At 63.1% G+C, this 26,376-nt stretch carries 24 protein-coding genes; 13 read left to right on the top strand and 11 right to left on the bottom strand.

Translation table 11 applies throughout. The annotated features are described in order from the left end of the window. Positions 1-191 precede the first annotated feature (191 nt). Together B5526_RS26920 and B5526_RS26925 are read right to left on the bottom strand one after the other, a co-directional pair. Positions 192-527 (bottom strand): 2Fe-2S iron-sulfur cluster-binding protein, encoded by a 336-nt coding sequence (locus B5526_RS26920; protein WP_079542831.1) that lies wholly within the window; start codon positions 525-527, stop codon positions 192-194. Next, a complete protein-coding gene (locus B5526_RS26925) occupies positions 524-2,251 on the bottom strand; it encodes an FAD-binding protein (protein WP_197688369.1) in 1,728 nt (575 codons plus the stop codon). The genes B5526_RS26920 and B5526_RS26925 overlap by 4 nt, the downstream gene beginning before the upstream one ends. Before the next feature lie 389 nt (positions 2,252-2,640). On the opposite strand from B5526_RS26925, the gene B5526_RS26930 reads away from it, so the two are divergent. Both B5526_RS26930 and hemC read left to right on the top strand, forming a co-directional pair. Continuing rightward, a complete protein-coding gene (locus tag B5526_RS26930; RefSeq protein WP_079542832.1) occupies positions 2,641-4,248 on the top strand; it encodes a GMC family oxidoreductase in 1,608 nt (535 codons plus the stop codon). A 99-nt stretch (positions 4,249-4,347) separates the two neighbouring features. Then, the gene (gene hemC / locus B5526_RS26935) at positions 4,348-5,331 is read left to right on the top strand and encodes a hydroxymethylbilane synthase (RefSeq protein ID WP_079545456.1); all 984 of its coding nucleotides are present in this window, start codon (positions 4,348-4,350) and stop codon (positions 5,329-5,331) included. A gap of 187 nt (positions 5,332-5,518) precedes the next feature. Here hemC and hemE read toward each other — a convergent pair whose 3' ends face one another. After that, entirely contained in the window at positions 5,519-6,490 is a 972-nt protein-coding gene (gene hemE / locus B5526_RS26940; protein WP_433994665.1) for a uroporphyrinogen decarboxylase, read from the bottom strand. Between the two features lie 642 nt (positions 6,491-7,132). Between hemE and B5526_RS26945 the strand changes: the two genes are divergently transcribed. Then, complete coding sequence (locus tag B5526_RS26945) at positions 7,133-7,363, top strand: hypothetical protein (protein ID WP_079542834.1); 231 nt, start codon at positions 7,133-7,135, stop codon at positions 7,361-7,363. A 249-nt stretch (positions 7,364-7,612) separates the two neighbouring features. After that, positions 7,613-9,505 (top strand): sensor domain-containing diguanylate cyclase, encoded by a 1,893-nt coding sequence (locus B5526_RS26950; protein ID WP_079542835.1) that lies wholly within the window; start codon positions 7,613-7,615, stop codon positions 9,503-9,505. Between the two features lie 272 nt (positions 9,506-9,777). Here the strand turns inward: B5526_RS26950 and B5526_RS26955 are convergent, their stop codons facing one another. Together B5526_RS26955 and B5526_RS26960 are read right to left on the bottom strand one after the other, a co-directional pair. After that, positions 9,778-9,993, bottom strand: coding sequence for a SlyX family protein (locus B5526_RS26955; RefSeq protein ID WP_079542836.1), 216 nt, complete (start codon positions 9,991-9,993; stop codon positions 9,778-9,780). Then, positions 9,986-10,738 (bottom strand): rhodanese-related sulfurtransferase, encoded by a 753-nt coding sequence (locus B5526_RS26960; RefSeq protein WP_079542837.1) that lies wholly within the window; start codon positions 10,736-10,738, stop codon positions 9,986-9,988. The genes B5526_RS26955 and B5526_RS26960 overlap by 8 nt, the downstream gene beginning before the upstream one ends. A gap of 233 nt (positions 10,739-10,971) precedes the next feature. Between B5526_RS26960 and ggt the strand changes: the two genes are divergently transcribed. The 6 genes from ggt (at position 10,972) to B5526_RS26990 (ending at position 16,614) form a co-directional block, all read left to right on the top strand. Then, the gene (ggt, locus tag B5526_RS26965) at positions 10,972-12,558 is read left to right on the top strand and encodes a gamma-glutamyltransferase (RefSeq protein WP_079542838.1); all 1,587 of its coding nucleotides are present in this window, start codon (positions 10,972-10,974) and stop codon (positions 12,556-12,558) included. A 235-nt stretch (positions 12,559-12,793) separates the two neighbouring features. Then, positions 12,794-13,630 carry a transglutaminase-like domain-containing protein gene (locus B5526_RS26970; protein ID WP_079542839.1) on the top strand — a complete coding sequence of 279 codons (837 nt, stop codon included), beginning with the start codon at positions 12,794-12,796 and terminating at the stop codon, positions 13,628-13,630. A 191-nt stretch (positions 13,631-13,821) separates the two neighbouring features. Then, positions 13,822-14,256 (top strand): FKBP-type peptidyl-prolyl cis-trans isomerase, encoded by a 435-nt coding sequence (locus tag B5526_RS26975; protein WP_433994599.1) that lies wholly within the window; start codon positions 13,822-13,824, stop codon positions 14,254-14,256. 44 nt (positions 14,257-14,300) lie between these two features. Next, positions 14,301-15,314 carry a D-2-hydroxyacid dehydrogenase family protein gene (locus B5526_RS26980; protein ID WP_079542841.1) on the top strand — a complete coding sequence of 338 codons (1,014 nt, stop codon included), beginning with the start codon at positions 14,301-14,303 and terminating at the stop codon, positions 15,312-15,314. After that, positions 15,311-15,826: a cupin domain-containing protein gene (locus B5526_RS26985; protein ID WP_079542842.1), complete on the top strand. Its 516-nt coding sequence runs from the start codon at positions 15,311-15,313 to the stop codon at positions 15,824-15,826. Before B5526_RS26980 ends, B5526_RS26985 begins: the two co-directional genes overlap by 4 nt. 50 nt (positions 15,827-15,876) lie before the next feature. After that, a complete protein-coding gene (locus tag B5526_RS26990) occupies positions 15,877-16,614 on the top strand; it encodes an enoyl-CoA hydratase/isomerase family protein (protein WP_079542843.1) in 738 nt (245 codons plus the stop codon). 119 nt (positions 16,615-16,733) lie between these two features. Here B5526_RS26990 and B5526_RS26995 read toward each other — a convergent pair whose 3' ends face one another. Continuing rightward, complete coding sequence (locus tag B5526_RS26995) at positions 16,734-18,260, bottom strand: amidohydrolase family protein (protein WP_079542844.1); 1,527 nt, start codon at positions 18,258-18,260, stop codon at positions 16,734-16,736. A 223-nt stretch (positions 18,261-18,483) separates the two neighbouring features. On the opposite strand from B5526_RS26995, the gene B5526_RS27000 reads away from it, so the two are divergent. After that, positions 18,484-19,509 (top strand): alpha/beta hydrolase, encoded by a 1,026-nt coding sequence (locus B5526_RS27000; RefSeq protein ID WP_079542845.1) that lies wholly within the window; start codon positions 18,484-18,486, stop codon positions 19,507-19,509. 163 nt (positions 19,510-19,672) lie between these two features. After that, positions 19,673-20,161 carry a VOC family protein gene (locus B5526_RS27005; RefSeq protein WP_079542846.1) on the top strand — a complete coding sequence of 163 codons (489 nt, stop codon included), beginning with the start codon at positions 19,673-19,675 and terminating at the stop codon, positions 20,159-20,161. 31 nt (positions 20,162-20,192) lie between these two features. Here the strand turns inward: B5526_RS27005 and B5526_RS27010 are convergent, their stop codons facing one another. The 3 genes from B5526_RS27010 to B5526_RS27020 all read right to left on the bottom strand — a co-directional run bounded on the left by B5526_RS27010 (position 20,193) and on the right by B5526_RS27020 (position 23,994). Then, a complete protein-coding gene (locus B5526_RS27010; RefSeq protein ID WP_079545459.1) occupies positions 20,193-21,887 on the bottom strand; it encodes a thiamine pyrophosphate-dependent enzyme in 1,695 nt (564 codons plus the stop codon). A gap of 212 nt (positions 21,888-22,099) precedes the next feature. Beyond that, entirely contained in the window at positions 22,100-23,263 is a 1,164-nt protein-coding gene (locus tag B5526_RS27015) for a hypothetical protein (protein WP_079542847.1), read from the bottom strand. 2 nt (positions 23,264-23,265) lie between these two features. Beyond that, on the bottom strand, positions 23,266-23,994 hold the full coding sequence (locus B5526_RS27020; protein ID WP_079542848.1) for a FecR family protein: 729 nt from the start codon (positions 23,992-23,994) through the stop codon (positions 23,266-23,268). 166 nt (positions 23,995-24,160) lie between these two features. Between B5526_RS27020 and B5526_RS27025 the strand changes: the two genes are divergently transcribed. Next, positions 24,161-25,480 (top strand): phospholipid carrier-dependent glycosyltransferase, encoded by a 1,320-nt coding sequence (locus B5526_RS27025; RefSeq protein ID WP_244562069.1) that lies wholly within the window; start codon positions 24,161-24,163, stop codon positions 25,478-25,480. Between the two features lie 49 nt (positions 25,481-25,529). On the opposite strand, the gene B5526_RS27030 is transcribed toward B5526_RS27025, so the two are convergent. Together B5526_RS27030 and B5526_RS27035 are read right to left on the bottom strand one after the other, a co-directional pair. Beyond that, entirely contained in the window at positions 25,530-25,880 is a 351-nt protein-coding gene (locus B5526_RS27030; RefSeq protein WP_154071476.1) for a hypothetical protein, read from the bottom strand. Positions 25,881-25,990: 110 nt separating this feature from the next. Next, entirely contained in the window at positions 25,991-26,317 is a 327-nt protein-coding gene (locus tag B5526_RS27035; protein ID WP_079542851.1) for a hypothetical protein, read from the bottom strand. Positions 26,318-26,376: the final 59 nt, after the last annotated feature.

Below are 26,376 nucleotides of genomic sequence, written 5' to 3' on the forward strand. Positions count from 1 at the left end.
CCGCAAATAAAACTTGGAGATGGAGTCAAGCATGACAACGGAATCGAACAAACTTCTTATGAACAGCTTCACAAACTTCATCAACACGGCGAGCGAGGATTTGGCCACCGCGCTCATCTCCGCAAATGGTACGGAGTTCGAAAACGCCTTTGGCCGCGAGCGAACAGGGCCACCACCGCACACTGCCGTCGTTACTGTCGCGGCCAGAGTCGCTCGTCTGGCGGAGCGATCTCGGTGACGAGATCTCGGATCAAGGCCTTCTTCGGCAAGGGCGCAAGCGCGGTCACGCCTTCCTTCAGTCGGACCGTGCAGGCGTAATCGACCTTACCATCGATCAGCATCATGCATTCCTTGCAGGCGTTGGCGTTGATGCAGGAGAACCGAAACGCAAGCGACGGATCGACCTCGCACCGAAGCGCGCGCAAGCCGTCAAGCACAGACTGGCCATGTTCGAACGTGACCTCGAAGCTTTCGACGCGTGGCGGCTCGCCGAGCGCGCCGCGCTGGATCGCGAGGGTTGCCTTCACGGCGCGGCCCTCCCGGTCGATGGCGCGCTGCGGGCGAGATGGATCTTGCCGCCCGAAAGAGCTACGAACTGATTGACGCACCAGTTGTCATCGAGACCTGGATGATCCTCCCGTTGATGCGCGCCGCGGCTCTCGGTGCGGGCGAGCGCCGGCAAAGCAACCGATTGCGCGACCAGCAGCATGTTGCGCAGGTCCAGCCAGTCGACCAGCACAGGATCGAACGCCGCAGCAGATGAAAACGGGATCTCGCCGATTTCGGTTTTCAACCGCTCAATGGCCTGCACGGCCGAACGCAGCTTCTGCTCGGTGCGGAACGGCCCGACCGTATCGGCCATCAGCGCTTTCAACTCTGCGACGACTGCCGCCAGATTGGGTGCGTCGCGCCTTTGCGCGCTGCGTAGCAGATCGAGCGCGGGACCAGCGGCCTGCGGCCACCACAGCGACGGTCTCTGCAACGCACATCGCGCGGCGTTGCGACCGGCGCGGGCGCCGAACACAAAGGCTTCGGTGATCGCGTTGCCCGATAGCCGGTTGGCGCCGTTGGCTCCGCCGACCGCTTCGCCGCAGGCGTAAAGACCGGGCACACGTGCTTGGAGCGTCTCGTCGACCCGCACGCCGCCCATGTGGTAATGCGCGATCGGCGCGACTTCCACGGGGCGTTTGGCAAGATCGATGCCGTTGGCGGCAAGCCGATCCACCACGGGCCCGAAGGCGCTGCGGATCTCGGCCTCGGGCACGTGTTGGAAACTCAGATAGGCGCCGCCCGCGGGGCTACCGCGGCCGGCTTCGACTTCCCTTGTTATAGCGTAGGTCGCAAGATCGCGCGTCAGCACGTAACGGCCATCGCTGCGGTTGTCCCGCGTCGCATAGTCTTGCTCGAATTCGCGCATTTCGGAATTGAGCAGCTTGCCGCCCAGCTTATAGCGGAACGGATCCCACATGATCGGGTCCATGCCGACAAGCCTCGGCGCAAGGTGGCCAATGGGAAAGAACTGCACGAACTCCATGTCGATGAGCTCGGCGCCGGCGCGCAGAGCCAGCGCATAGCCGTCACCGCCCATGTTGGAAGATGCGCTGTTGCGGCGATAAAGTCCCGTCAGTCCGCCGGTCGCAATGACCACGGCCTTGGCGGCGAGCGTGACGGCGTGTCCGGTCGGCAGATGCAGGGCCGTCGCGCCGCAGGCTTCGCCGTCACGAACCGCGATATCAACGATCACAAGCTCGCCGATGCGGCGGACACCGTTCGCAGCGTTCAGCTGCGAGCGCAGGGTGCGCGACACCGCGGGACCGGTGGAAAGAAAATCGACATAGGCGCAACGGGGTCGATCATGGCCGGGCGCCTGGGCCTGCTTGATATGACCATCCTCGCGCGCCCAGCCGACCTTCCAGTCATCCATCTCGCGCAGCCGCCGCGGTCCATCCTCGCACAGCAGTGCGGCAAGACGCTCGTCGCAAAGACCGCGTCCGGCCGCGAGCGTATCGGACAGGTGATGTTCCCAATGATCCGGCGTCTGCTCGCCCAGCGCTGCGGCGACTGTCATTTGCGCCATGATGGTGGCGCCGCCACGCCCGACCAGGCTGCGGTCCGCCAGAACAACCGCCGCGCCGGCCCGCGCGGCCTCAAGAGCCGCGTACATGCCGGCGCCGCCGGCACCGATCACGAGGACATCGGTCTCGATATGCATCGGCGCCGCCGCGGCACCGTTGCTTCCAGCAGGAGGCATGTTCGTTCCAGTTTCGCGCCAGTCACTCGTTCGCACCGGCTTCTCTTACAATGCGCGCACGACAGGTGGAAGACCAGTCGGGGCATCCCAGCGCTGCGAACCGATGCGCCGTTGGCGCGGCCCGCTTCAGCGACGACTTGGTGCCGGTGGCGACGTGTCCTTCCTCACCGCCGTTCGCGAAGAGCCGCAGGGAAATCTTCCAGTGTGGTCCGAAAGCAAAGCACCGAAATTGAAGCTCACTTCCAAAATTCGCTCACCAAGGCTCGACAAGATGCTGAGGTTTGGGCAAAAAGCCCGAACAAATATCGTGAGGTCGTGCGGGGAAAAGCGGTAGCGCTCTCCCGCTGCCCGGTTCCTTATCCAACGTTTGCATATGTGGCGGGCCATTCATGGGTGACGGCAAGACCGAATACGACTACGTCATCGTCGGCGCCGGATCGGCCGGATGCGTGCTCGCAAATCGCCTGAGCACGGACGGAAAACATTCGGTGCTGCTGCTCGAAGCCGGCCCGGAGGATAAAAATCTCTGGATTCATGTGCCGCTCGGCTACGGCAAGCTGTTCAAGGAAAAAACCGTCAACTGGATGTATCAGACCGAACCGGAGCCCGGGCTGAACGGGCGGGCGGTGTTCCAGCCGCGCGGCAAGGTCTTGGGCGGATCGAGTTCGATCAATGGCCTGCTCTACGTTCGCGGCCAGCACGAGGATTACGATCGCTGGCGCCAGCGCGGCAACGACGGCTGGGGCTTTGACGACGTCCTGCCGTATTTCAAGAAGGCCGAGAACCAGGAACGCGGCGCCGACGATTTCCATGGTGTCGGCGGTCCGCTGCCGGTTTCCAATCTTGGCCATCCCGATCCGATCTCCGCGGCATTCATTGCAGCCGCCGTCGAGACCGGCATACCCTTCAATCCCGACTTCAATGGCGCGACACAGGAAGGTGCCGGCTTCTTCCAGACCACGACGCGGCGGGGCAGGAGGGCGAGCACGGCGGTGGCTTACCTCCGCCCCGCGCTGGGCCGAGGTAACCTGCACGTCGAGAGTTCGGCCTTGGCGCAGCGCATCGTCTTCGCCGGACGCCGTGCCGACGCCGTCGAGTATCGCCAAGAAGGCGCGGTGCGAACGGCGCGGGCGCGCAGGGAAATATTGGTGTGCGGCGGCGCCTATAACTCGCCGCAGCTCCTGCAGCTCTCGGGCGTCGGACCTGCGGGGCTGCTGCAAAAGCACGGCATCGACGTCGTGCTCGATGCGCCTGGTGTCGGCCACGACCTGCAGGATCACATGCAGGTCCGTATGGTGATGCGCTGCACCAAGAAGATCACGCTCAACGACGTCGTCAATAGCCCCCTCCGCAAGGTTTTGGCCGGCTTGCGCTATGCGGTTTCGCGTAGCGGCCCGCTGTCGATCGCGGCAGGGACGTCGGGGGCGTTTTTCAAGACCAATCCCCGCCTTGCGACGCCGGATATCCAGATTCACTTCCTGCCGTTCTCGACCGACAAGATGGGCGAAAAGCTGCATTCGTTCTCCGGATTTACCGCATCGGTCTGCCAGTTGCGCCCGGAGAGCCGCGGTTCGCTGCGTATCCGCAGCGCCGATCCCACCGCGCCTCCGGAAATACGGATCAATTACCTCTCAAGCGACGTCGACCGCACCGCCAATATCGAGGCCTTGAAGATATTGCGCCGGATATTGCACGCGCCGGCGCTTGCTCCGTTCGTGGTGGAAGAGGTCGATCCCGGCAAAAAAGTTTCCACCGATAAGGAACTGCTGGATTACTGCCGTGCACGGGGCAGCACGATCTATCATCCGACCTCGACCTGCCGGATGGGGAACGATCCGCTCGCGGTCGTCGATCAGCGGCTTCGCGTCCGCGGCATCGATGCCTTGCGCGTGGTCGACGCCTCGGTAATGCCCGATCTGGTGTCCGGCAACACCAACGCGCCCATCATCATGATCGCCGAGAAAGCCTCCGACATGATTTTGCAGGACGCGCGCTAGCCTCAGGCGCCGAACATGCGTTGCATTGCGGCATGCGCTGGCTCTATCCTCGATCCGGAAGCTGGCCGCGATTCCGGCGCGGCGTCGAAGGGAGCCTCGATGGTGGCAATTCGAATGCGGATCGGCACGCGCAAAAGCGCGATGGCGCTCGCCCAGACTCAGGAGATTGCCCGGCGTCTCGCCGCGGTTGCTCCCGAGGTCGCGGTCGAGATCGTCAAGTTCGAGACCACTGGCGATACCGATCAGGTCGGCAAGCTGCTGCCGCATGGCGGCAAGGGCGGCGCTTTCGTGGCCGAAATCCGCAAAGCGATCCTGTCCGGCGAATTGCAGGCGGCGATGCATTCGCTCAAGGACATGCCGGGCAATGAAGACACTCCGGGGCTCGTGATCGGCGCGACCTTGCCGCGCGATCCGCCCGGCGATGTCCTGGTGCTGCGCGCGGGAATCTCGGTCGACGATCTCAGGCGATCGCGGGGCAGGGGATTCAAGATCGGCACCAATGCGGTGCGGCGAGCGGCCTATGCGCGACGGCTGTTTCCGGAAATCGAGGTGATTCATTACCGCGGTGCCGCGGACACAAGGGTGCGAAAACTCGATAATTCGGAAATGCAGCGGCTTGCCGACGGCGGCGCGGTCGGTCCGGCGGACGCGCTGATCATGGCGCGGTCGGGACTCGAGCGCGTCGGCTTCGCCAGCCGTATTGCTTACGAATTCTCAATTCAGGAAATGCTGCCGGCGGCGGGGCAGGGGATCGTCGCGGTGGAATGCGCGGCCGGCGATTGGCAGACCCGAAGCATCCTCTCGCGCATCGACGACACTAACGCGCATCGCAGCGCCGATGCCGAGCGCGAAGTGCTGTGGGTGCTCAACGGCCATTGCAACTCGCCGATCGCGGGATTTTCCACCATCAATGGCGGAGAGATGTCGCTGACCGCTTCGGTGCTGGACGAGGCCGGCGATCTCTTTATCGAGGCCTCGCGCACAGGGCCCGCCGACCGCCCGCGCGAACTCGGCCGCGCCGTCGGCCTCGAACTGTTGGACAAGGGCGCAGCCGCGATCATCGAGCGCAGCCGGGTGAAGTGATCGGCCGTCGTAGCTTCCACAAACGCGGTTGTCATCATCCGCGAAAGCGGATGATCCGGTACGCCGCAGCGTCTCGATTCTTGCGCAGGCCGGCGATTACTGGATACCCGCTGGAGCCTGTCATCGGGCTCGCCAGGGGCGAGACCCGTTGGCGGGTATGACAGCCGAGGAGGCGCGGCTTTACTCATCAGCCCTTATACGCCCGCACTCGCTTGAGCATCTGCTCGACATGCGCGATCGGGGTTTCCGGCAGGATGCCGTGCCCGAGGTTGAAGATCAGCCGTCCCTTTGCGTAATTTGAAAGCACGTCATCGACCGCAGCATCGAGCGCCGCGCCGCCGGCGATCAGCGCCAGCGGATCGAGATTGCCCTGGATGGCGACGCGGTTCTGCACGCGCTCGCGGATCAATGCCGGCTCGGCGGCCCAGTCGATGCTGACGGCATCGACGCCGGTTGCTTCGACGTAGCCGGGCAGCAGGGCACCTGCGCCGCGCGGAAAGCCGATGATTTTCGCACCCGGTACTTTTTTGCGGACGCCTTCGACGATCCGCCTTGTCGGCTCGACCGACCAGCGTGCGAATTCGCGCGGTGGCAGCACGCCGGCCCAGGTGTCGAACAGCTGCAGCACGTCGGCGCCGGCCGCAAGCTGCCCCAACAGATATCCGATCGAGTTCTCGACCAGCACGTCGATGATATCAGCGAACGCCTCCGGATGGCGGTACGCCATCATCCGCGCCGGCGCCTGATCCGGCGTGCCTTGGCCGGCCACCATATAGGTCGCAACCGTCCACGGCGCGCCGCAAAAGCCGATCAGCGCGATTTTGGAATCGAGCTCGCGGCGCACCCGGCGCAGCGCCTCATAGACCGGCTCGAGCTTGCCGAAGTCGGCCTGCTCAGCCAGGGTTTCGACCTTCTCAGGCGTATCCAGCGGATCGAGCCGCGGGCCCTCGCCGGCCTCGAAGCGGACCGAACGGCCAAGCGCGTAAGGGATCACCAGAATATCGGAAAAGATGATCGCGGCATCGAAGTTGAAACGGCGGATCGGCTGCAGCGTGACCTCGGCTGCGAATTCCGGCGTGAAACAGAGGTCGAGAAAGCCGCCGGCTTTGGCGCGCAATTCGCGGTATTCGGGCAGATAGCGGCCGGCCTGCCGCATCATCCAGACCGGCGGCACCTTTAGCCTGTGGCCGGACAGCACTTCAAGAAAAGGTTTTGTCAATTGGGCCTGGGTCAAGCGCGCTTTATCCGTAATGGGGTGATCGGGAGGCTCGATGCTGCCCCCTGATACACTGCGGATGCGGACTTGACCAAGGGACCCGCGGGCCCCAGCGGCGGCCACCTCGGGGAGAAGTGCGGAAAAGCCAACAAAAAGGCCGGAAAGGCCATGCCGTCCCGGCTTTTTTGCCATTCTGATTTACTGCGGCCGCAATGACCGCGGCGACACGAAGGGAAATCGGCGATCATCCGGTCGTCTTTGCAAGCGGGACCCTGAACGCCCAGTCCTCCGGCCTGGCGACAAGGTCCAGCGGGCGCCCCGATCCTAAAATTCCAAACGGGCTGGGGTCGGAATTCTATCCCGGAGCTCCGCAATTCGTCCCTCGCGATGAGGGTGCAATCTCATCGCGTCCGATAATCCAACCGAAGTCGCGGCGGCTGTCTGTGCGATATTGATCATCGGCCCTAAAAATCCACCGCTCCTTTGCCCCTTAACCCGGGAAAGGGACAGCCTCGGTGACCTTCCGCGCGACCTGACCGGGAACGTCGAGATAACGGAGGCGTTGTCCTGCCATGGAGGCTCGATATGGCGGAGAAATTCAACCCCGCAGCGCACGACAAGCATGCCGCCGATCCCCGCGAGGCGGCCATGGCCGACCGCGAAACCCACGCCAAGCTCGAGGCCGGTTTGATCGACAGTTTTCTGGCATCGGATGCGGTTAGCGCCGCGCAGCCCGCGCCGTCAAAGGCACACCCCGAACCTGATGGTCCGGCTGCGAAGGCGCGTGATGGCTCGACTGCGAAGGTGCGCAAATGAATCGGGAATTCGAGCCCGCGCAGTGAACGATTCCGCGCGAAGCGCGAGCTCGAAACAACCGGGTCGTATGCTTTGCACCGGTCGCGGTAGCGATCTGGTTACGATGAATCCACGAAGTCTCTGCTGCGGAGCATCGATTGCCCGCAATCCTACGGGATTTGCTTCAAATTGTGAGGCTCATTGAACCGTTCATTTCAGAGATAAATAAGGTGTGCGTGGGATTTTCCGCAGCTCGGAGAATCCCTCGACATGAACGTTGCGCCTCACAAATTCAGCCAGATGCCGTTGCGGGCGGCGGCCTTCGTTGCGCTGGTTTGCGTGACCATCGTCGGGTTGAGCGTTTGGCGCGAATGGGAAGCGCGCGAGGTCACGCTGAAGACCGCGGAAGTGGATCTCGCCAATCTGGCGCATTCGCTGACGCAGCACGCCGAAGACAGCCTCGATTTGCTGGACACCGGCATCGTCGGCGTCATCAGCCGGCTTGAAACGGACGGTACCGGTTCCGACACGATTTCGAAACTTCGCAAGATCCTTGTCGCACGCAAGAACAGTTTGAAGCGCATCCACAATATCGTCATAACGGACGAAAACGGTAACTCGCTTGCGTCGGCCATGGGCACGCCGATCAATCGCGACGATCGCGAATATTTCCTGCATCACCAGCAATCCGCCGAACGCGGCGTATTCGTCTCCCACCCCTTCAAGAGCAAGCTCGACACCGATTGGGACATCGCGGTGTCCCGGCGCTTCAATCATGCCGACGGCAGCTTTGGCGGCGTGGTCGTTGCATCCATCAGCTCCGGATATTTTGCGGAATTTTACCGGCAATTCGACAACGGTGCCGGCGGCTCGGTGGCGCTCGTGACCGCCGACGGCATCATGGTGGCGCGCAGCCCCGACAACGAAAGTTATGCCGGACGCGACCTGTCGGATAAGCCGCTGTTCCGGGATCCGGCGCTGCAGTCGGCAAGCGGGGTCTATTATTTCAAGTCGCCGCTGGATGGCGCGGAACGGGTCAGCTTCTACCGGCGGAGCGATCGTTTCCCCTTGCTGCTGCTGACGTCCAGAGACCAGGGCGAAGTGCTCGCGCCGTGGCGCAACGCCGCCATCGGCCGCATGATGTTTGTGGTCGCCCTAATATCGTTGATCGCGGTGATCGGCGCCTATCTGGTCCGGCAATTGCGGCGCGGACATCGCATGGCGGCCGCGCTCGCCGAAAAGGAAGCAAATTTCCGGATGCTTGCGGAAGGGTCGAGCGACATGGTGACCCGCATTGGATTGGATGAGCGGATCCAATACGCCTCGCCGTCGTCGCTGCGTATCGTGGGCTGGGGACCTGACCAGATCGTGGGAACGCCGGCATTGGCCGGGGTCAATCCCGCGGATTTGGCCGCGGTCCAGCAAATGGTGGCCGCGATGAAGCGCGGCGAGGTGGAGGAGGCGCGCGTCACCTTCCGCACGCGCCACCGCGAGAAATCCGAGATTTGGATCGAATCGACGTTGTGCGTCACGCGCAAGGTCTCTGGCGAAATCGATGGCGCGGTCGCGATCTCGCGCGACGTGACGCAACAGAAGGATCTGGAAGAACGGCTTGAGACGCTTGCCATCGAAGACGGCTTGACCGGTCTTGCCAATCGTCGCCGGTTCGACGAGCGGTTGGCTGAGGAATGGACGCGAGCCTATCGCGAGCGCACATCCTTATCGCTGCTGATGATCGATATCGACCAATTCAAATCGTTCAACGACAAATACGGACATCCGGCCGGTGACAAGTGCCTGCGTGCCGTCGCCAGGATTTTGGCGGCGGAAGCGAAACGGATCACGGATCTTGCCGCCAGGTATGGCGGGGAAGAATTCGCCATGCTGCTGCCGAATACCGATGCGGCCGGCTGCGCGCGGATCGGCGAGCGGATTCGCCGCGAGCTGCACGAGGCGGGCATCCCTCATATGCTGAACCCTCCGTTCGCATTGGTGACCGCGAGCCTCGGCGGCGCGGTATGCCGGCCGGCCAGCGAAAGATCGGCCGGACCCGCGTCGCTGGTCGAACAAGCCGACCGCGCGCTCTATGCCGCGAAGGCCGGCGGGCGCAACCGCCTGGTGATGGCGGAGCAAACCCTGCAGCTGGTTCCGGTCGCGTCTTAAGGAATGCCAGAGCCGCTGGTCGCGATAAGCATCGAATAAAGGGCGCAGCTTCGGCTGCTCCCTCGCCCCGCTCTTGCGGGGAGAGGGCTGGGGGTGAGGGGCTGCATCCGCAAATTCGGAAGATGAACAGTGCGCGGTGAGTCCCCCTCGCCCGGATCGCATCTGCGATGCGACATAGCCGAAGCTTTGCTTCGGCGTTCTTATCTAAGGACGGCCGCCGAAGGCGGCCTATGCCTCTCCCCGCAAGCGGGGAGAGGTGACCGGAAACCGCGCTAATAATGCGGCGGCGGTTCGTTGGTGCTGCCGGGCGTGTGCGCCTCGGCTTCCCGCAGCCGTTCGCTCAAGGAAGCGACCTGGCGTGTCAGCGCGTCGATCTTGGCCCACTGCGCGGTGATGGTCTCGTTCAACGTCTCGATGGTCACGTCCTGAAACGTCAGCCGGGCTTCGAGTAGGTCGATGCGGTCGCTGAGCGTCTTCACGTCACTCATCGGATTGGCTTTGCGTTGGACGTTCCCGCAAGCCGTGGCCGAGGGCTATGCGGTCGTCGAAGACAAAACATTCTCCGCGCCATCGGCTTTGCGCTGCCGGCACGCCTTCCAGATATTTCAGGATGCCGCCCTTGAGGTGATAGACTTCCGCAAAGCCGCGCGCCTTCAGATAAGCGCTGGCCTTTTCGCAGCGGATGCCGCCGGTGCAGAACATCGCGACCTTCCGGTGCTTGGCCGGTTCGAGATGCCGCGCGGCAAACTCCTTGAATTGCCCAAAGCTCTTGATGCCGGGATCGATCGCACCGGAGAAGGTGCCGAGCGCGACCTCGAAGGCGTTACGGGTGTCGATCACCAGCATGTCCGGCGCCGCGATCAGATCGTTCCAGTCGGCGGGGTCGACATAGATGCCGACCTGCCGGGTCGGATCGGCGGTGGTATCGCCGAGGGTGACGATCTCCTTTTTCAGCCGGATTTTCAGGCGCTGAAACGGCATCGCCGAAGCGCTTGAGAATTTCAGTTCGGGGTCGTCGAGCCGGCCGGCGAACAGCGCGCCGTGCCGCAATTCCTCAACCAGCGCCGCGATCGCCCCGCCGCCGCCCGCGAGCGTGCCGTTGATGCCTTCATGGGCGAGCAGCACGCTGCCCTTTAATTCGAGACCGGCGCAGATCGCGCGTAGCGGCTCGCGCAATTCCCGGAAATCCGGCAGCGCGGTGAATTGATAGAAAGCGGCGACCTGGTACGGCATGGCGGTGGTTTATCAGGAGGGGTCGAACCGGGAAAGCTTATCCCGCGTTCAAAATATACTGGTGTCGTCCCTGCGAAAGCCGAGACCTATACGCCGCGGCCTTGGCAATTAAAAGATTGGGGGCGGTGAGGGGCTATTATGCGCCCCCAACCATTGCCCATCGCCGCATGAATATGCCATGTAAACCCGAGCCTGAAAGGCAGTGATAACACTTCGAAAGTGAGCATTTTGGCATGAGGAATTTCCATCTCGCCGGCCGGTCCACCGTCCACGCCCAGAACGGGATGGTCGCCACCTCGCATCCGCTGGCCGCGCTGACCGCGATCGAGGTGATGCGCGCCGGCGGTACCGCCGCCGACGCCGCGGTGGCGGCCTGCGCGCTGCTGGGCGTGATCGAGCCGCAATCGACCGGGATCGGCGGCGATTGTTTTGCCCTGGTTCAGCCCAGAGGCGAGGGCAAGATCACGGCCTATAACGGCTCCGGCCGCGCCCCGAAGGCCGCGACGGCGGAATGGTATCTCGAGCGCAACATCAAGACGATCCCGCTGACCTCGGCGCACGCCGTCTCTATACCCGGCGCCATCGATGCCTGGGAAACCATCCTGCGCGACCACGGCAAGCTCGGGCTCGATACGCTGTTGCAGCCCGCGATCAGGTGCGCGGAAGAGGGCTATGTGGTCGCGCCCCGCATCGCCTTCGCCTGGAAAAATCATTTCGAGAAACTGAAAAAAGGCACCAACACCGAGCGCTATCTCTTGCCGCACGGCAGGCCTGCGGTCGCCGGCGACGTGATCCATCAGCCCGAGCTTGGAAAGACGCTGCGCGCGATCGCAAAAAACGGCCGCGACGCGTTTTACAAGGGCGCGATCGCCGAGGACATGGTCGAGACCTTGCGCGGCATCGGCGGCCTGCACACGCTGGACGATTTCGCCACCCATACCACCGAGACCACGACGCCGATCGGCACCCTCTATAAGGGCCACGACGTCTGGCAGTGTCCGCCGAACGGCCCGGGCATCACCATGCTGGTGATGCTGAACATTCTCTCGCGCTTTGATCTGAAAAAATTCCCGCCAATGAGCGTCGAGCGGTTTCATCTCGAAGCGGAAGCGGCGCGGATTGCCTACATGATGCGTGAGCAACACATCGGCGATCCCGCTTTTGTCAACGTCGATGTGGCGAGAATCCTGACGCCGGAATTCGCCGAGGAATATGGCAGCAAGATCCGGATGGACCGGATGCTCGATCTGCCGGTGGTGACGCCGCCGATGAACCCTTCCACCGTCTACATCACGGTGGTGGACAAGGATCGCAACGTCTGCTCCTTCATCAATTCGATCGCGCATGCCTTCGGTTCAGCGATCGTCTCCAACAACACCGGCATCCTCCTGCAAAATCGCGGCGGCGGTTTTCGAATTCAGCCCGGCCATCCCAACTGCATCGCGCCGGGCAAGCGGCCGCTGCACACCATCATTCCCTCCCTCGTCACCAAGAACGGCCGGGCGCAAATGCCGTTCGGCGTGATGGGCGGGCAGTACCAACCGGTCGGGCAGGTTCACGTGCTGACCAACATGCTCGACTATGGTTGCGACGTGCAGGAAGCGATCGATATGCCGCGCGGCCTGCATTACGAGGGTGTCTATCAACTCGAGGACGGCGTGCCCGCCGATATCGTCGACGGCCTGAAGAAGCTGGGCCACAAGACCACCAGCGTAGTCGAGCCGTTGGGCGGCGGCCAGGCGATCTGGATCGACTGGGACAAGGGCACGCTGACCGGCGGGTCCGATCCGCGCAAGGACGGCTGCGCGCTGGGGTATTGAGGGTCGGCTCCAGCAGAACATTTGACGGCGGCTCGAAGGCGGCGGGACATCCCGTCGCCTTCTTTCGTCATGATGAGGTCAACTTCAGCCAATCCCGGGTATCGCGCGATCGAACGCTGCCTGAAAGTTCCGCATCAGATCAAGGTTTTAGCCGGAACGAATGCCGTGCCTCGGGCTTATTCCCCCACAATCGCTTGATATTCCCCTAAATCGCGATCCTTGAGGGAGAAACGACGTGGAAATTCGTGCCGGTTACGACATCGCCTTTCAATGCGTCCAGGAAACCCCGATGGTCCTGATGCTCAGCATTGAGCCGGCGCGGGTGCGCGATCTCCTCAGCGAACACAGGATTGGATTTTCACCCGACATTGCGTCGCACGACTATGTCGACATGTTCGGCAACACCTGCACGCGAATAGTCGCGCCCGCCGGCCTCATCGAAATCCGCAACGAGTTTCGGATCGCCGACAGCGGGCTAGCGGATCAAGTTGCGCCCGACGCGCGGCAACTCGAGGTCGCCGATCTGCCGAACGATGTGCTGATCTATCTGTTGGGTAGCCGCTACTGCGACACCGAAAAGCTTTCGAACCTCGCCTGGTCGCTATTCGCGGGCGTGACGCCGGGCTGGCAGCGCGTGCAGGCGATTTGCGATTATGTCCATGACTGGATTTGCTTCGGCTATCAGCACGCCCGCGCCGACCGCACCGCGTCCGAAGGCCATGCGGAACGCATCGGCGTCTGCCGCGACTTCGCGCATCTCGCCGTGACGCTGTGCCGCTGCATGAATATCCCCGCGCGCTACTGCACCGGCTATCTCGGCGACATCGGCGTGCCCGCCGATCCGGCGCCGATGGACTTCAGCGCCTGGTTCGAGGTTTATCTGGACGGCCGCTGGTTCACCTTCGACGCCCGCCACAACCATCCGCGGATCGGCCGGATTGTGATGGCGCGCGGCCGCGATGCCGCCGACGTCGCGATATCGACCAATTTTGGCGTGGTGCAATTGGTGAAGTTTTCCGTGATTACCGAGGAAGTGACCGCATCGCACGGCCAGGTGTCCAGGGCCGCGTAAGATGTAGCCAACCCGTTGGCTCGCAATGACGATCTAACAATTCTCTGGAATCGCCGGGTTAGCTGCCCAGCCCGGCGTTTTTGCGTGAGTTGACGGGCTGGCAACGGCAGTCGCATTGCGCTAGACACGCACCCCGATCGTTAAACGGAAGGTGCCCAAAGATGCGATGTCTCAAGCGTGCAGGAATCCCGATGCTCGCAGCGATTGCGATGACATTCGTTGCCGTGCCATTGGCCTGTGTACCGACCATAGCAGCGGCCCAGACCGCGGGAAAACCCATGACCACAGCTTCAGGCTTGCAGATTATCGACTCGACCGTCGGCACCGGCGCTTCGCCGAAGCCCGGCCAGATTTGCGTGATGCATTACACCGGCTGGCTTTATGAGGACGGCAAGAAGGGCAAGAAATTTGACTCATCCGTCGACCGCAACGAGCCGTTCGAATTTCCGATCGGGCAACACCGCGTGATCGCCGGCTGGGACGAAGGCGTCGCCACCATGAAGGTCGGCGGCAAGCGTACCCTGATCATTCCGCCCGCGCTCGGGTACGGCGCCCGCGGCGCCGGCGGCGTTATTCCGCCGAACGCGACGCTGATGTTCGACGTCGAACTGCTCGGGGTGAAGTAGGCGCAAGGAAGCAGGTCAAGCCGCGACGAAGCGGGGGGCGCATCGTGAAGATTTCCATCCTTGACGATTATTTCGACACGCTGCGCACCCTCGATTGCTTCCGCAAACTGGCCGGGCACGACGTCACGATCTGGAACGATCACCTCCAGGACGTCGACGCTCTTGCGGAGCGATTGTGCGACACCGAAGCGCTGGTCCTGATCCGGGAGCGAACGCAAATTCGCACCTCCCTGCTGGAGCGGTTGCCGGACTTGAGATTAATCAGCCAGCGCAGCGTCTATCCCCACATCGATATCGACGCATGCACCAGGCTCGGCATTATCGTGTCGTCGAGCCAGCACGCCGATACGCCCTCTTATGCCGCCGCCGAACTGACCTGGGGCCTGGTGCTGGCGGCGATGCGCGCGATCCCGCAGCAAATGGCGGCGCTGAAGGCGGGCCATTGGCAGATCGGCGTCGGCCATACGCTGCGCGGCAAGACGCTCGGCATCTATGGCTACGGCCGGATCGGCGCTGTCGTGGCCGGATACGGCAAGGCATTCGGCATGAACGTGCTGGTATGGGCGCGTGAGCCGGCCTTGGCGAAGGCGCGCGCCGACGGTTACGCAACTGCCACCAGCAAGGCGGAATTTTTCGAGCAGTGCGACGTGATGTCGCTGCATATGCGTCTCGTCGACGCCACCCGTGGCATTGTGACCGCAAGCGACCTTGCGCGCATGAAACCGACGGCGCTTCTGGTCAACACTAGCCGCGCGCCGCTGATCGAGCCGAATGCGCTGGTCAATGCGCTGCGCGCCGGGCGGCCCGGCATGGCCGCGGTGGATGTCTTCGAAAAGGAGCCGCTGCGCGACGTCAATGATCCGCTGCTGACCATGGATAATGTGGTCGCAACCCCGCATATCGGCTATGTGTCGCGCGACGAATACGAAATCCAGTTCACTGATATCTTCGACCAGATCGTTGCCTATGCTAGAGGCCAGCTGGCCAATGTCGTCAATCCGGATGTGCTCGGCAGCACGGCTTTGAGAAAAATGCCAACACCGAAAGCAGCTCGATGACTCATGATCATACGAATTCCGGTCATTCCCACGATCACGACCACTCTGATCGCTGGAAGCATGATGGCGTCCGCGTCATTCCCGGCGATCAGCTCGATCCCAACGTACCCTCGACGCCCGGGATGGACCGCAAGGCCGCGATCAATTTCGCCCGCGCCGGCGCGCAGAAATTGTGGGCGGGCACCGTGACCATCAAGCCCGACGCCAAGACCGGCGCGCATCATCACGGCCATCTCGAAAGCATCATCTATGTGGTGAAGGGAAGAGCGCGGATGCGCTGGGGCGAGCAATTGCAATTCACCGCCGAAGCCAACCCCGGCGACTTCATCTTCATCCCGCCCTATGTGCCGCATCAGGAAATCAACGCCAGCCGCGACGAGATCCTGGAATGCGTGCTGGTGCGCAGCGACGGCCAGGCGGTGGCGATCAACCTCGATATCGAGCCGGTGGAAAAGCCGGAGACGGTGTTGTGGGTCGATCCGGTGCACCGGGACCCCTCCGAGAAGAAGTGACCGGTAGCGCGGAGGGCGCTATGGTACGGGCCGTCGTGTAGGGGAGCGCCATGACACTTGTTCGCTACGAGAGCGTAGGCCACGTCGCCACCATCACGATGGATCGCGGCTCCGCGCATAATGCCCTCAACAACGCCTTGTGCGACGAGCTGCGCGAGGCCTGGGTGCGGTTTCGCGACAGCGAGGATCGCGTTGCGGTGCTGGCGTCTTCGGAGGAGGCTTATTTTTCGGTCGGCGCCGACGTGAAGGATCTTCCCGTCAACATGTGGCACGCTGTTCCCGGACTTGGCGTCGAGCTGGACAAGCCGGTGATTGCCGCGACCTCCGGCTGGGTGGTCGGCGGCGGTTTCGTGCTGGTACAGATGGCCGACATGTGCGTGGCGTCGGAAACGACGCGTTTCATCTACCCCGAGGGCAAGATCGGGACCACCGCCGGCGGCGTCTCGTCGGTGGTGGCGCGAATGCCGCACAAGATCGCCATGGAATTTCTCCTGGTCGGCGAGGAGTTGTCGGCGGAGCGCGCCTATCAGATCGGCTTCGTCAACAAGATCGCGCCGAAGGGGCAGCATATCGCGCTCGCCCAGGAGATGGCCGCAAAAATCGCCGCCAACGCGCCGCTGGTGGTACAAGCGCTGAAAAAGCTGACGCGTGATGTGATGCCGAAGGGACCGCTCGAAACGGTTGCCGAGGTGCGCCGGCTGCTCGACGCGGTGCGGTCGAGTGAAGACCTCAAGGAGGGCGTCAAAGCCTTCAGCGAAAAGCGCAAGCCGCAGTTTAGAGGCAAATAACCAAAGTCATTCCGGGGCGACGCGTAAGCGTCGAACCCGGAATCTCGAGATTCCCCGATGTGCAATTGCACATCTGAGGTCTGGTCCTTCGGACCATCCCGGAATGACGGCAGCGGCGCCTACGCAAACACCCCGTGATCGATCGCCCCGTTCGGCACCACATAACCATAGCGCCGGTTCGACGGCTCCGGCCCGGCCCTTTCGTATTCCGCCTTCATCAGGGCAAAACGGTCGCCCTTGAGCTCGAGCATCGCGCGCTTCGGCTGGATGTTGTAGAGCCGCGCATTGTTGTCGCCGAAGATCGCGGTCTTCACCGGGCCGTCGGCGGCCCCTAACGGGGCGAAGCCGAATTTCTTCTGCATGACTTCCGGAATTTCGAGGCGGCGCAGGCCCTCGATCTGCCATTGCGGCGCGCCGGTCCATAGCGCGTCGGTGCCCCAGCAGACGTGATCGGCGCCTAGTCCTTTTATCAGCGTGCCCATCAGCGCCGCGCAAACATTCGGCTCCGCCACCAGGGTGGTCGCGAACAATTGCCCGACATCGCCATAGACATTGCTGACGCCATATTGCGCCGGGATATCGGCGAGGTCGCTGGTCCAGGAAATCCGTCCGGTTCGCTCGAATTCGGCCAGCGCCACTTTCGGATCGCCGCCGACATGGCGGTAGGCGGAGTGATAGATCACAAAGTTGAGCTGCGGCCAGTCTTTCGCGGCCTGCCCGACGTCGGCGACATCTGCAAAGCCGCGCAGATTGGGAAACGCCTTTTCGATGCCCGGCGGAAACAGGCCCTTGTGAACGCAGACATTCTTGATGCCGGCCTTCACCATTTTCTCGTAGCCCTTATAGGCGACCTTCTCGTCGTCCAGCCGCCAGGGATAGTGGCTGATATCCTTGTGGGTGTTGTCGCCGATGGTGTAGCCCTTGCAGGACTCGGGCTTCAGCGCCAAGCCTGCGTCGAGCTTGTCGAGCCAGCCCGGCTGCCCCGGCGTGAAGATCATGTGACAAAATACCCGCCGCGAGCCGGCCTCGTCGTTGATCTTCTTGCGCGCATCCGCCATCTGCTCGTTGGTCAGGAACCAGTCCTGCTCGATGTCGGAGGGGGCGGACGAGATCAGCGAGATCTTGGTGTCGCTGTCTAAAAACATCTCTTTCTTGTAATTGTTGAATTTCAGGTCCTCGATGGTCTGTTCGTGATCGTTGAGCTCCTTGTTCCAGCCGGCCTTGCCCACCGCCTTGCGCATGTCGACGAAGGTCATGACGCGGGTGTCGTCGCGAAGAAAGTGGGTGTGCATGTCCATAATGAACTGGTCTTTCAGTCCATTGGCGCGCTCCTGCGCCATCGCGGGCGTCGCGGCTTCCGCTTTCGTTACATCGAACAGCGGCCCGTAGACTTCGTTCATGGCGACAAAGGATGCGGCCATGCCGGCGGCGCTCTGGAAAAACCGGCGGCGGTTCAGGCCCTGCTTGCCGCCGAGATCGTCGGCCATCGCGAGCAGCCGGGCCTCGACTTCGCGCTGCCGCTCGTTCTGCGGGTCGGGATAAAATTCGTCGCTGGAGACGATCTGGGTCGGGATCGGCGTCTCGTACGCACACAACTCGGACGGCATCAGTGCGGCAAGTTCAGCATCGGTCAGTTGGCTGCTCACGATTTGCTCCCTGGTTCTTGTCCCCCGCGGTTGAGTCCCTTGGTTGGACGGCCGGAAGACTAGACCCGTAATGGCCGGGAGCAAGCCTGTTCTGGTCGCATTTCGCGCATCCCCGTTCCGCGTACCGCGCTGCAGCGCGCGGTGACTTTCGGCCGGCTAAGCCGTCTGCTAGGCTGGTGTCACGAATACGGGATAACCTCGATGGGCCGACAGGGAGAGTATCATGACAAATTTCGATCGTCCGCTGGCGCGTCGCGCCGTCATCAAGGGTGCGGGCCTGGGTCTCATTGCGGGAACGCTGGCGGATGCCATTTCGACGCAAGAGGCGCACGCGGACATCCCGGGCAGCGAAATCTGGAGCGGCGAATACTGGGCGAAGAAGGGTGATGTCCCTTTGTGGATGTATCGCAAGCGGGTCGGCGCGCCGAAGCAAGGCGAGCCATCGCGACCGGTGGTATTCTTCGTTCACGGCTCCTCGGTCTCATCCCGGGCGTTCGATCTCAACGTGCCCGGCCATGGCGACTATTCGATCCTGAATGCCTTCGCCCGCGCCGGCTTCGACTGCTGGACCATGGATCACGAGAATTACGGCAAGTCGGGGCGCACCTCGGGCAATTCCGACATCGCCAGCGGGGTTGAGGATTTGAAGGCGGCGGTTGAAGTGGTCGCCCGCGAAACCGGCGAGAAGAAATACCATTTCGTCGGCGAATCCTCGGGCGCGCTGCGCGCCGGCGCCTTTGCGATGGCGGCGCCCGAACGCGTCGACCGATTGGTATTTGCCGCCTTCACCTACAAAGGCGAGGGATCGCCGACCCTGGCAAAGCGTGCCGAGCAACTCGACTATTATCGCTCGCACAATATGCGCAAGCGCGACCGCGACATGATCCGCTCGATCGCCACCCGCGACAAGCCCGGCACCAGCGACCCCGCCGTGGTCGAGGCGCTGGCGGACGTCGAGCTGCAATTTGGCGACCAGGTTCCAACAGGCACCTATCTCGATATGACCTCTAATCTTCCGGTGGTGAAGCCTGAAAAGGTGCTTTCGCCGGTGCTTCTGGTGCGCGGCGAATATGACGGGATCGCCACGGTCGCCGACATCGAGGAGTTTTTCAACCTGCTGCCCAATGGCGACCGCCAGTTCATCATCCTGCCGGGCACCGCGCATTCGGTCACGCTTGCCACCAACCGGGGCTTGTTTTGGCACGTGGCCCGGGCGTTCCTGACCATGCCCCTGCCGATGGCGACGTAGCGGTCATTCCGGGGCGAGGCGAAGCCTCGAACCCGGAATTTCGAGATTCCGGGTTCGCGCTAAGCGCGCCCCGGAATGACGGCCGCAAAAATATCAAACCGGATGTCGGGATCGCGCTGCCTTGTTCGTCCTGTGGCCGACGCAGCGAACAAAGAGGAAACCCATGTCCAAGATCACCCCCTGCCTGTGGTTCGACGGCGAGGCCGAGGAAGCGGCGAAATTCTATGTGTCGCTGTTGCCCGATTCCAGAATCGAGAACGTCCAGAAAAACCCCGTCGACGGTCCGGCCGGAAAGGCCGGCACTGTGCTGGTGGTGGATTTCACGCTGGCCGGGCAGCGTTACATGGCGCTCAACGGCGGCAGGCGGTTCGAATACACCCATGCGATCTCCTTCAAGATCGGCTGCGCCGATCAGGCGGAAGTCGACCGGCTATGGGAGGCGCTGTCCGCCAATGGCGGGCAGGTCGAACGCTGCGGTTGGCTGAAGGACCGCTATGGCGTGTCCTGGCAGATCGTGCCGGACGCGCTCGGGCAATATCTCGGCGGGCCCGATCCCGCTGGCCGGCAGCGCGCGATGCAGGCGATGCTGCAAATGATAAAACTCGACATCGCAGGTCTGCAGCGCGCCTATGAGGGCAAATCAGCGGCGTGACGCCCGCGTCGGGAAAGCGCACCGGACGCCGTCACCCGCCGGTGACGGCGAGCACGGCTTCCTTGATCTTGGCCACGGCGTAATGCCCGATCTGCTCGAGTTCGACATGCGGCATGTTCGGCATCTCGTCGGCGGCCACAACGGCATCGACAATCGCCGGTCCGTCGACGGCGAGAGCTTCGCTCACCGCGTCTCTCAATTGACCCGGCTCGCGCGCGGCAAAGCCGTGACCGCCGCAGGCCCGCGCCAGGGCGGCGAAGTCGGGATTTGGGAATTCGATGGCCTCGCGGTAGGGCACGATGCCGACGCTCTCGGCCTCGAGCGTAATCAGTCCGAGCGCCGAATTGTTATAGACGACGACTTTGACCGGCAGTCCGTGATGTACCGCAGTCATGAATTCACCCATCAGCATGTTGAAGCCGCCGTCTCCGACTAGCGCAATCACCTGGCGGGAGCGATCCAGCAGCTGCACGCCGTTGGCCTGACCGAGCGCGGTGCCGACGGCGGCATTGTTGAACGAGGCGATAATCGGCTGCGATCCGGTCTGCCGGATCCAGTTCGCCGACCACAGCGTGTTCAAGCCGGTATCGAGAACGAAGATCGCGTCGCGGCGGGCCGCATCGCTGACGGCGCGGGCGACCGCTTGCGGATGGATGCGGTCGTTGTCGCGCGCCGGATTAGCCTGCTTGTCGAGCATCTCGTCCCACCTCCGGCGCTCATGGGTCACCTTGTCCCAGAACCTGCCGTCGGCCTTGGGCGCGACGCGTTCGAGCAGAAGTTTTAGGGTCGGGCGCGCCGAACCGGCGACGCCGAGCGCCGTCGGCGCGCGCCGTCCCAGCACCTGCGGCCGTTCGTCGATCTGGATCACATTGCCTTTGCTCGGCAGGAAATTGGAGTAGGGATAATCCGTGCCGATCATCAATAGCAGGTCGCAATGTTGTACGGCGTTGTAGACGGCCCTGGTGCCGATCATGCCGAGCCCGCCCATCCAGTGCGGATCGTCATAGGCCATCAATTCCTTGCCTCTGAAGGTATGAATCAGCGGCGCCTTGAGCCGGTCCGACAAGGCGCGAAGCAGGTCGGCGGCATCGCGGCATCCGGCGCCGCACATGATGACGACGCTGCCCGCGCGGTCGATGCGCTGGGTGATCTGGGCGATGTCGCCGGTGGCGGCGGCGAATTCGGATCGCGGCCGCAGCGTCGCGACGCTCGATACAGTCCCCTCGGCCTTGGCCGAGAGCACGTCCTGCGGCAGCGTCAGATGCGCGACGCCGGGGCCGGCATAGGCGGCCGCGATCGCCTGATGAATGACGGCCGGCACCTGCTCCGCGGTCGAGATGGTTTCGGTGTACAGCGAGACGTCGCGAAACAGCAGGTCGGGTTCGGTGGTCTGGATGAAATCCGTGCCGTGCATCTTGCGCGGCATGTCGCCGGACAGCGCCAGCACCGGCGCGTGGTCGCGGCTCGCTTCATAGAGCCCCGCCACCAGATGATTGCTGCCGGGGCCGGTGGTGCCGGCGCAAACCGCAAGCCGCCCGGTGAGTTTTGCCTGGCCGGCGGCGGCGAGCGCGGCGCCTTCCTCGTGGCGGACGCCGATCCATTCGATCTGGCTGCGCCGTACCGCGTCCGCCAGCGGATTGAGGGAATCGCCGACCAATCCGAAGATGTGCTTGACACCGACCTGTTCGAGCACACCGACCAGTTGACCCGCGACCGTCTGTGCCATTGTCCGCTCCTGATGGTGGGCTGTGCGCAATACCGGGGAGCCAACGCGCGCCGCCGCAGATGCGCATTGATATTTGCATGGTTTGGAAATCGAATGCGGCGCGGCGGTGAGATATCCCGGCAACATCTTGTGATGCCGGTTGCCGCGATCAGCAGGGAACGGAATCGCGATTGGTCTTTGCGAAAATGAACGGAGGCTGGAGCGGCCGGCCGCTAATAATTCACGCGCAGTCCGACGCCGCCATGGATGGTGTTGCCGACCGGTTGGGGGCCTAGCGTCCCGTCGATGAAGAGGTCGGCGACCCAGCCATTGGCAATGCGGAAGCCGAGCCGGCCGCCATATTCGAACCAGCTCTGGTTTCCGATCGTCGGCACCACGAGGCCGTCACCGGTCACGGTCGCGACAATGCCGGAGTGGTTCGCAAACGACTGCACGAACCGGCCGTTGATGTTGCCCTCGATGCTGTTGGTCAACAGATGCGTCCACTGGCCGCCGATTTTGACCAGGTTGGTCCGATCGGTCCCGGTCGCGATCGAGGCGTTGTACGGATTGAACGCGGCCATCGGGTCGGTGTATCCGCTGACCCGCTGCCACAACTGCCAGACCTCGATCGAGGCGGCGAGTTCGTCGCGCGGCGAAATTCGCGTGATCCAGCCCGCTCTCCCGTACACGCCATAGTCGCTGCTGTTGGTTGAGCTTACCAGCGAAACCGGGCCGAAGCTTGTCATATAGCTGCGGCTATAGCGCACCTTCTCGAACGGCGACAGGATAGCGCCGATGTCGAAGAATGGCCGTGACGATCCCCAGTCGACGAAATCATAGCGCAGCGCGAAAGCGCCGATCGGCGCGCTGGTCACGCTGTATCCGCCCTCGCTGTATTGGGTGTAGGCGATGCCGGCCAGCAGCGACAAATTGGGTGTCAATTCCTTGCGGCCGTGCACACCGGCCGAGAACGATCCCGCGGAGCCGAACGCGCTGATGCAGTCGCTGCAGTTGATCTGTTCGTTGACGCCCAACAGTACGTTGCCGAGCACCTGATTGGTGATCATCTGGTTGAAGCGCTGATTGGCCAGTCCGCCGAGCGATCCGCCGCTGGAGCCCGCGCCGGTCGGCGTTGGCGACGGTGACGGTGTTGGCGTCGGTGTAGGCGTTGGTGTCGGAGAAGGCGAGGTGGCCGGCGTGGGACTCGGCGTTGGACACGGGTGGTCGCTGTTACAGATTGCCTTCGGCGTCGGCGACGGAATGGACTGCGGGCAGGGACCCGCAGCACAAAATTGCGCCGCCGCCGGAGCCACTTGCACCCCGACCAGCACAAGCGAGATCGCCGCCGTCAGCGCGGCCGATACGATCAAGCCGATTGTTGGGAATTTCGCCATTGTCAACGCCCACACAACGCGCCGTTAGGATCGTTGCCGTCATCGACCGGCGGGGTCACCGCGGGCGCGGGCGTGGCATCGGCAAAGTCCGTGATGGTGCAAAGCCCGGCGGCCGCGGCGCAGGTCGAGGCGAAGGTCCATGGCGGGCTATTGGTCTTGCGGATCGTCACCCGGCCGCCGGTCGAGGTGATCACAGCGGTATCGCCGGGCTGGGTCAGGTCGATACATGGACCGCCGATCGCGCAGACCAGCGAGGCGCCCTCCAGCAGCCCCACCATGGTCGTGCCGCGCCGCGACAGAATATCGAGGATGGTGCCGCGCACACCGATGGTCGCCAATGGCGTGGTGATCTTGTAGGCGGTCTTCTCCGAGTGCCCGGTGACGAAGCGAAACGCGCCGGTCGTCAGCCTGATAGCGATGTCGCGATAGCTGTGCTCGTCGTTGAAAACGGTGCGGTCGAGCGTGATCGTCGCACTGGGGCCGAGCGACAGATTAGTGCTGTCGGCCATCACCAGCCGCGCCGCGCTGTCGGCGCCGGTGCGCACGACCTCGTCGCGCAGCACGCCGTCGCCGACATTGATCGGGTTGGTCGCAGATCCTGCGACGCTGACGACTTCATTCTTGATGATGACCGCTTCGCCGACCCGCGCCTGCGCGTGAGCGGGACTTGCCGCAAGCCCTGCAATGAGGCAAAGCGCGGCGAGAGAAACAACGCAGTGACGCAAGTTCATTTCATTGCCGATCGATTCATCCCGTCACCGTCCCGGATCGGCACTGCCTGCGATGTTGTAAATTTATCACAAGCCGCGCCTTACAAGCCCGATGGTTAGTGACCGCGAACGCGAAATGCGTTCAATGCGATGGACTCGAAATTTTGTCCCGCGCAGACTCGATCAAATGCAACGCCATCGAACCGTGAACACCGAACGCGTACCCTCTATTCCCAAAATTTCGACCGCGCAGACCGTCCTTATTGTCGCCATAATTTTCTTGGTCGCGCATGTTGCTCTGCTGGCCGGCGCGACCACGCCGGATAAATTCTATTTCGACGAAGTACATTATGTGCCGGCCGCGCGGCAGATGCTCGAACCGGTGATGTCCGAGCCGATGCTCAATCCGATGCATCCGCCGTTGGCAAAACAGCTGATCGCATTGTCAATCCGGAGCTTCGGCGATGGGCCGCTCGGCTGGCGCTATCCGGCGGTGCTGTTCGGATCGCTCGCGATCGTCGCGATTTATCTCTGTGGTCTCGCGCTGTTTGCCGCGCGAGGCCCGGCTATTGCCGCGGCGCTACTCGCCTTCTTCAACCAGATGGTGTTCGTGCAGTCGCGGATCGCGATGCTGGATATTTTCGCGCTCGCCTTCAGCCTGTTGGCCATTGCGGCGTTCATCCACGGCTTCCGGAAATCGCACCCGCAACATAGCTTCGCGCTCGCGGGCATCGGCTTCGGCCTTGCGGCCGCCTGCAAATGGAGCGGGCTGTTCGCGCTCGCGACCTCTATCGTCATCGTCGCGGCGATCCGCCTGATGCAGAGCTGGCGCGCGCGGTTTGCCGATGGCAACGCGCTCGACTGGTACCGACCGGATCTATGGCCCGGTTTTCGATTTTATCATTTCGCGGCGTGCTTCGTGCTGATCCCTGCGCTGGTTTATTTCGCGACCTTCGTTCCGCTCTACGGCTTGTCGCTTCCGGACCTCGTCGAAGCGCAGCGCCGGATCTTTTCCGATAACACCACGACCGCGATCGCCGGCCACACCTACATGAGCGCGTGGCCGTCCTGGCCATTTCTGCTGCGGCCGGTCTGGTATCTCTTCGAGAAGGTCGGCGACGACCGGATTGCGGCGATCGTTTTTCTCGGCAATCCGCTGGTGCTGTGGCCGGCCTTGCCGGCGCTCGCGGTCTGCCTGCGCGACTGGGTCGTCAGCCGCCGCGCCGATGCGTTCCTGATCCTGTCGTTTTATTTCGGCCCGTATCTGGCATGGGCGCTGCTGCCGCGGACGCTCGGATTCCTTTATTATTATCTGCCGTCGGCGACCCTTGCGAGTCTCGCGCTGGTCTACGCGCTCACGCGCGGCAACAACCCGCGCTGGCTGTTATGGGCCTTTGTCGCCCTGGCGGCCGCGGGCTTTGCGGTAATGCTGCCGATCTCGGCTGGCTTTGTGGGGACGTCGTTGGATACGTTCAACCGCCTGATGCTTTTCCAGAACTGGATTTGAGGCCGCGATCATGGGCCGCGACCTCGCATGGCTCGCCAAGCGCGGGCGTCTAGAAGCTGAACCAAGGGATCCGGTTCCAGTGAATCCGGTTGCGGTAGAGATGCGGCCAGAAGATCGGGAACGGCTCCCAATAGGCGGTGCGATAATAGCCGTATCGCCAGTGGCGATGGGCATAGCGCCGGTGGCGCGGCGCCGGCTCGTCGGCGGGCAGCGCTGACGCCGGCTCGGCGGTTTTCGGCGCGATCGAGGGACGCGCCACGCTCGGCGGCGGCGCCTCGGTCTGCGTCGCGGCCGGTGCGGCGGCAGCCGCGGGTGCGGCGGCGTCTTCGGCATAGCCGGGTAGCGTAGCGCCGATCACAAGCAGGGCTGCGACGGCAAGGCCAGTGCAATGGGGTTTCATGGCGGTCATCCGTTTTTTGGGGGACGTCATTCCGGGACACGCGTTTTCGCGTGGACCCGTAATCTCGAGATTCCGGGTTCGCGCTTCGCGCGCCCCGGAATGACGGTCTCTTACTTCGCCGGGGCGGCGTCGGACGAAGGCGCGGCCGGGGTAGCGGTGGCATCCGGTGCCTTGGCCGGGGTCGCGTCGGTCGCCGGCGCAACCGCGGCATCGTCTTTCTTGGCGGCGGCAAAGCGCGAGGTGTCCTTGTGGACCTTCTGAAGCTTCGCCTGATGTCCGCCGTGGTAATAGCCATAGCCGGGCGCGTAGACCGTTACGCATGACGACGACCTGCAGCCGTCCTGGACGCGGACGGTGACGCCTTCGTAGGTGAAGGTGCCGGCGTGCGCCGAGGCGCTGATCATGAGAACTGCGGCGGCAATTGCGAATTTTTTCATGGAAATCCCCTGTTCAAAATGAAGTCAGGCGTTTCGACCAACGAGCCATCCGCCTGACG

It is taken from the genome of Bradyrhizobium lablabi, from assembly GCF_900141755.1.
In the GTDB taxonomy this organism is placed as follows: domain Bacteria; phylum Pseudomonadota; class Alphaproteobacteria; order Rhizobiales; family Xanthobacteraceae; genus Bradyrhizobium; species Bradyrhizobium lablabi_A.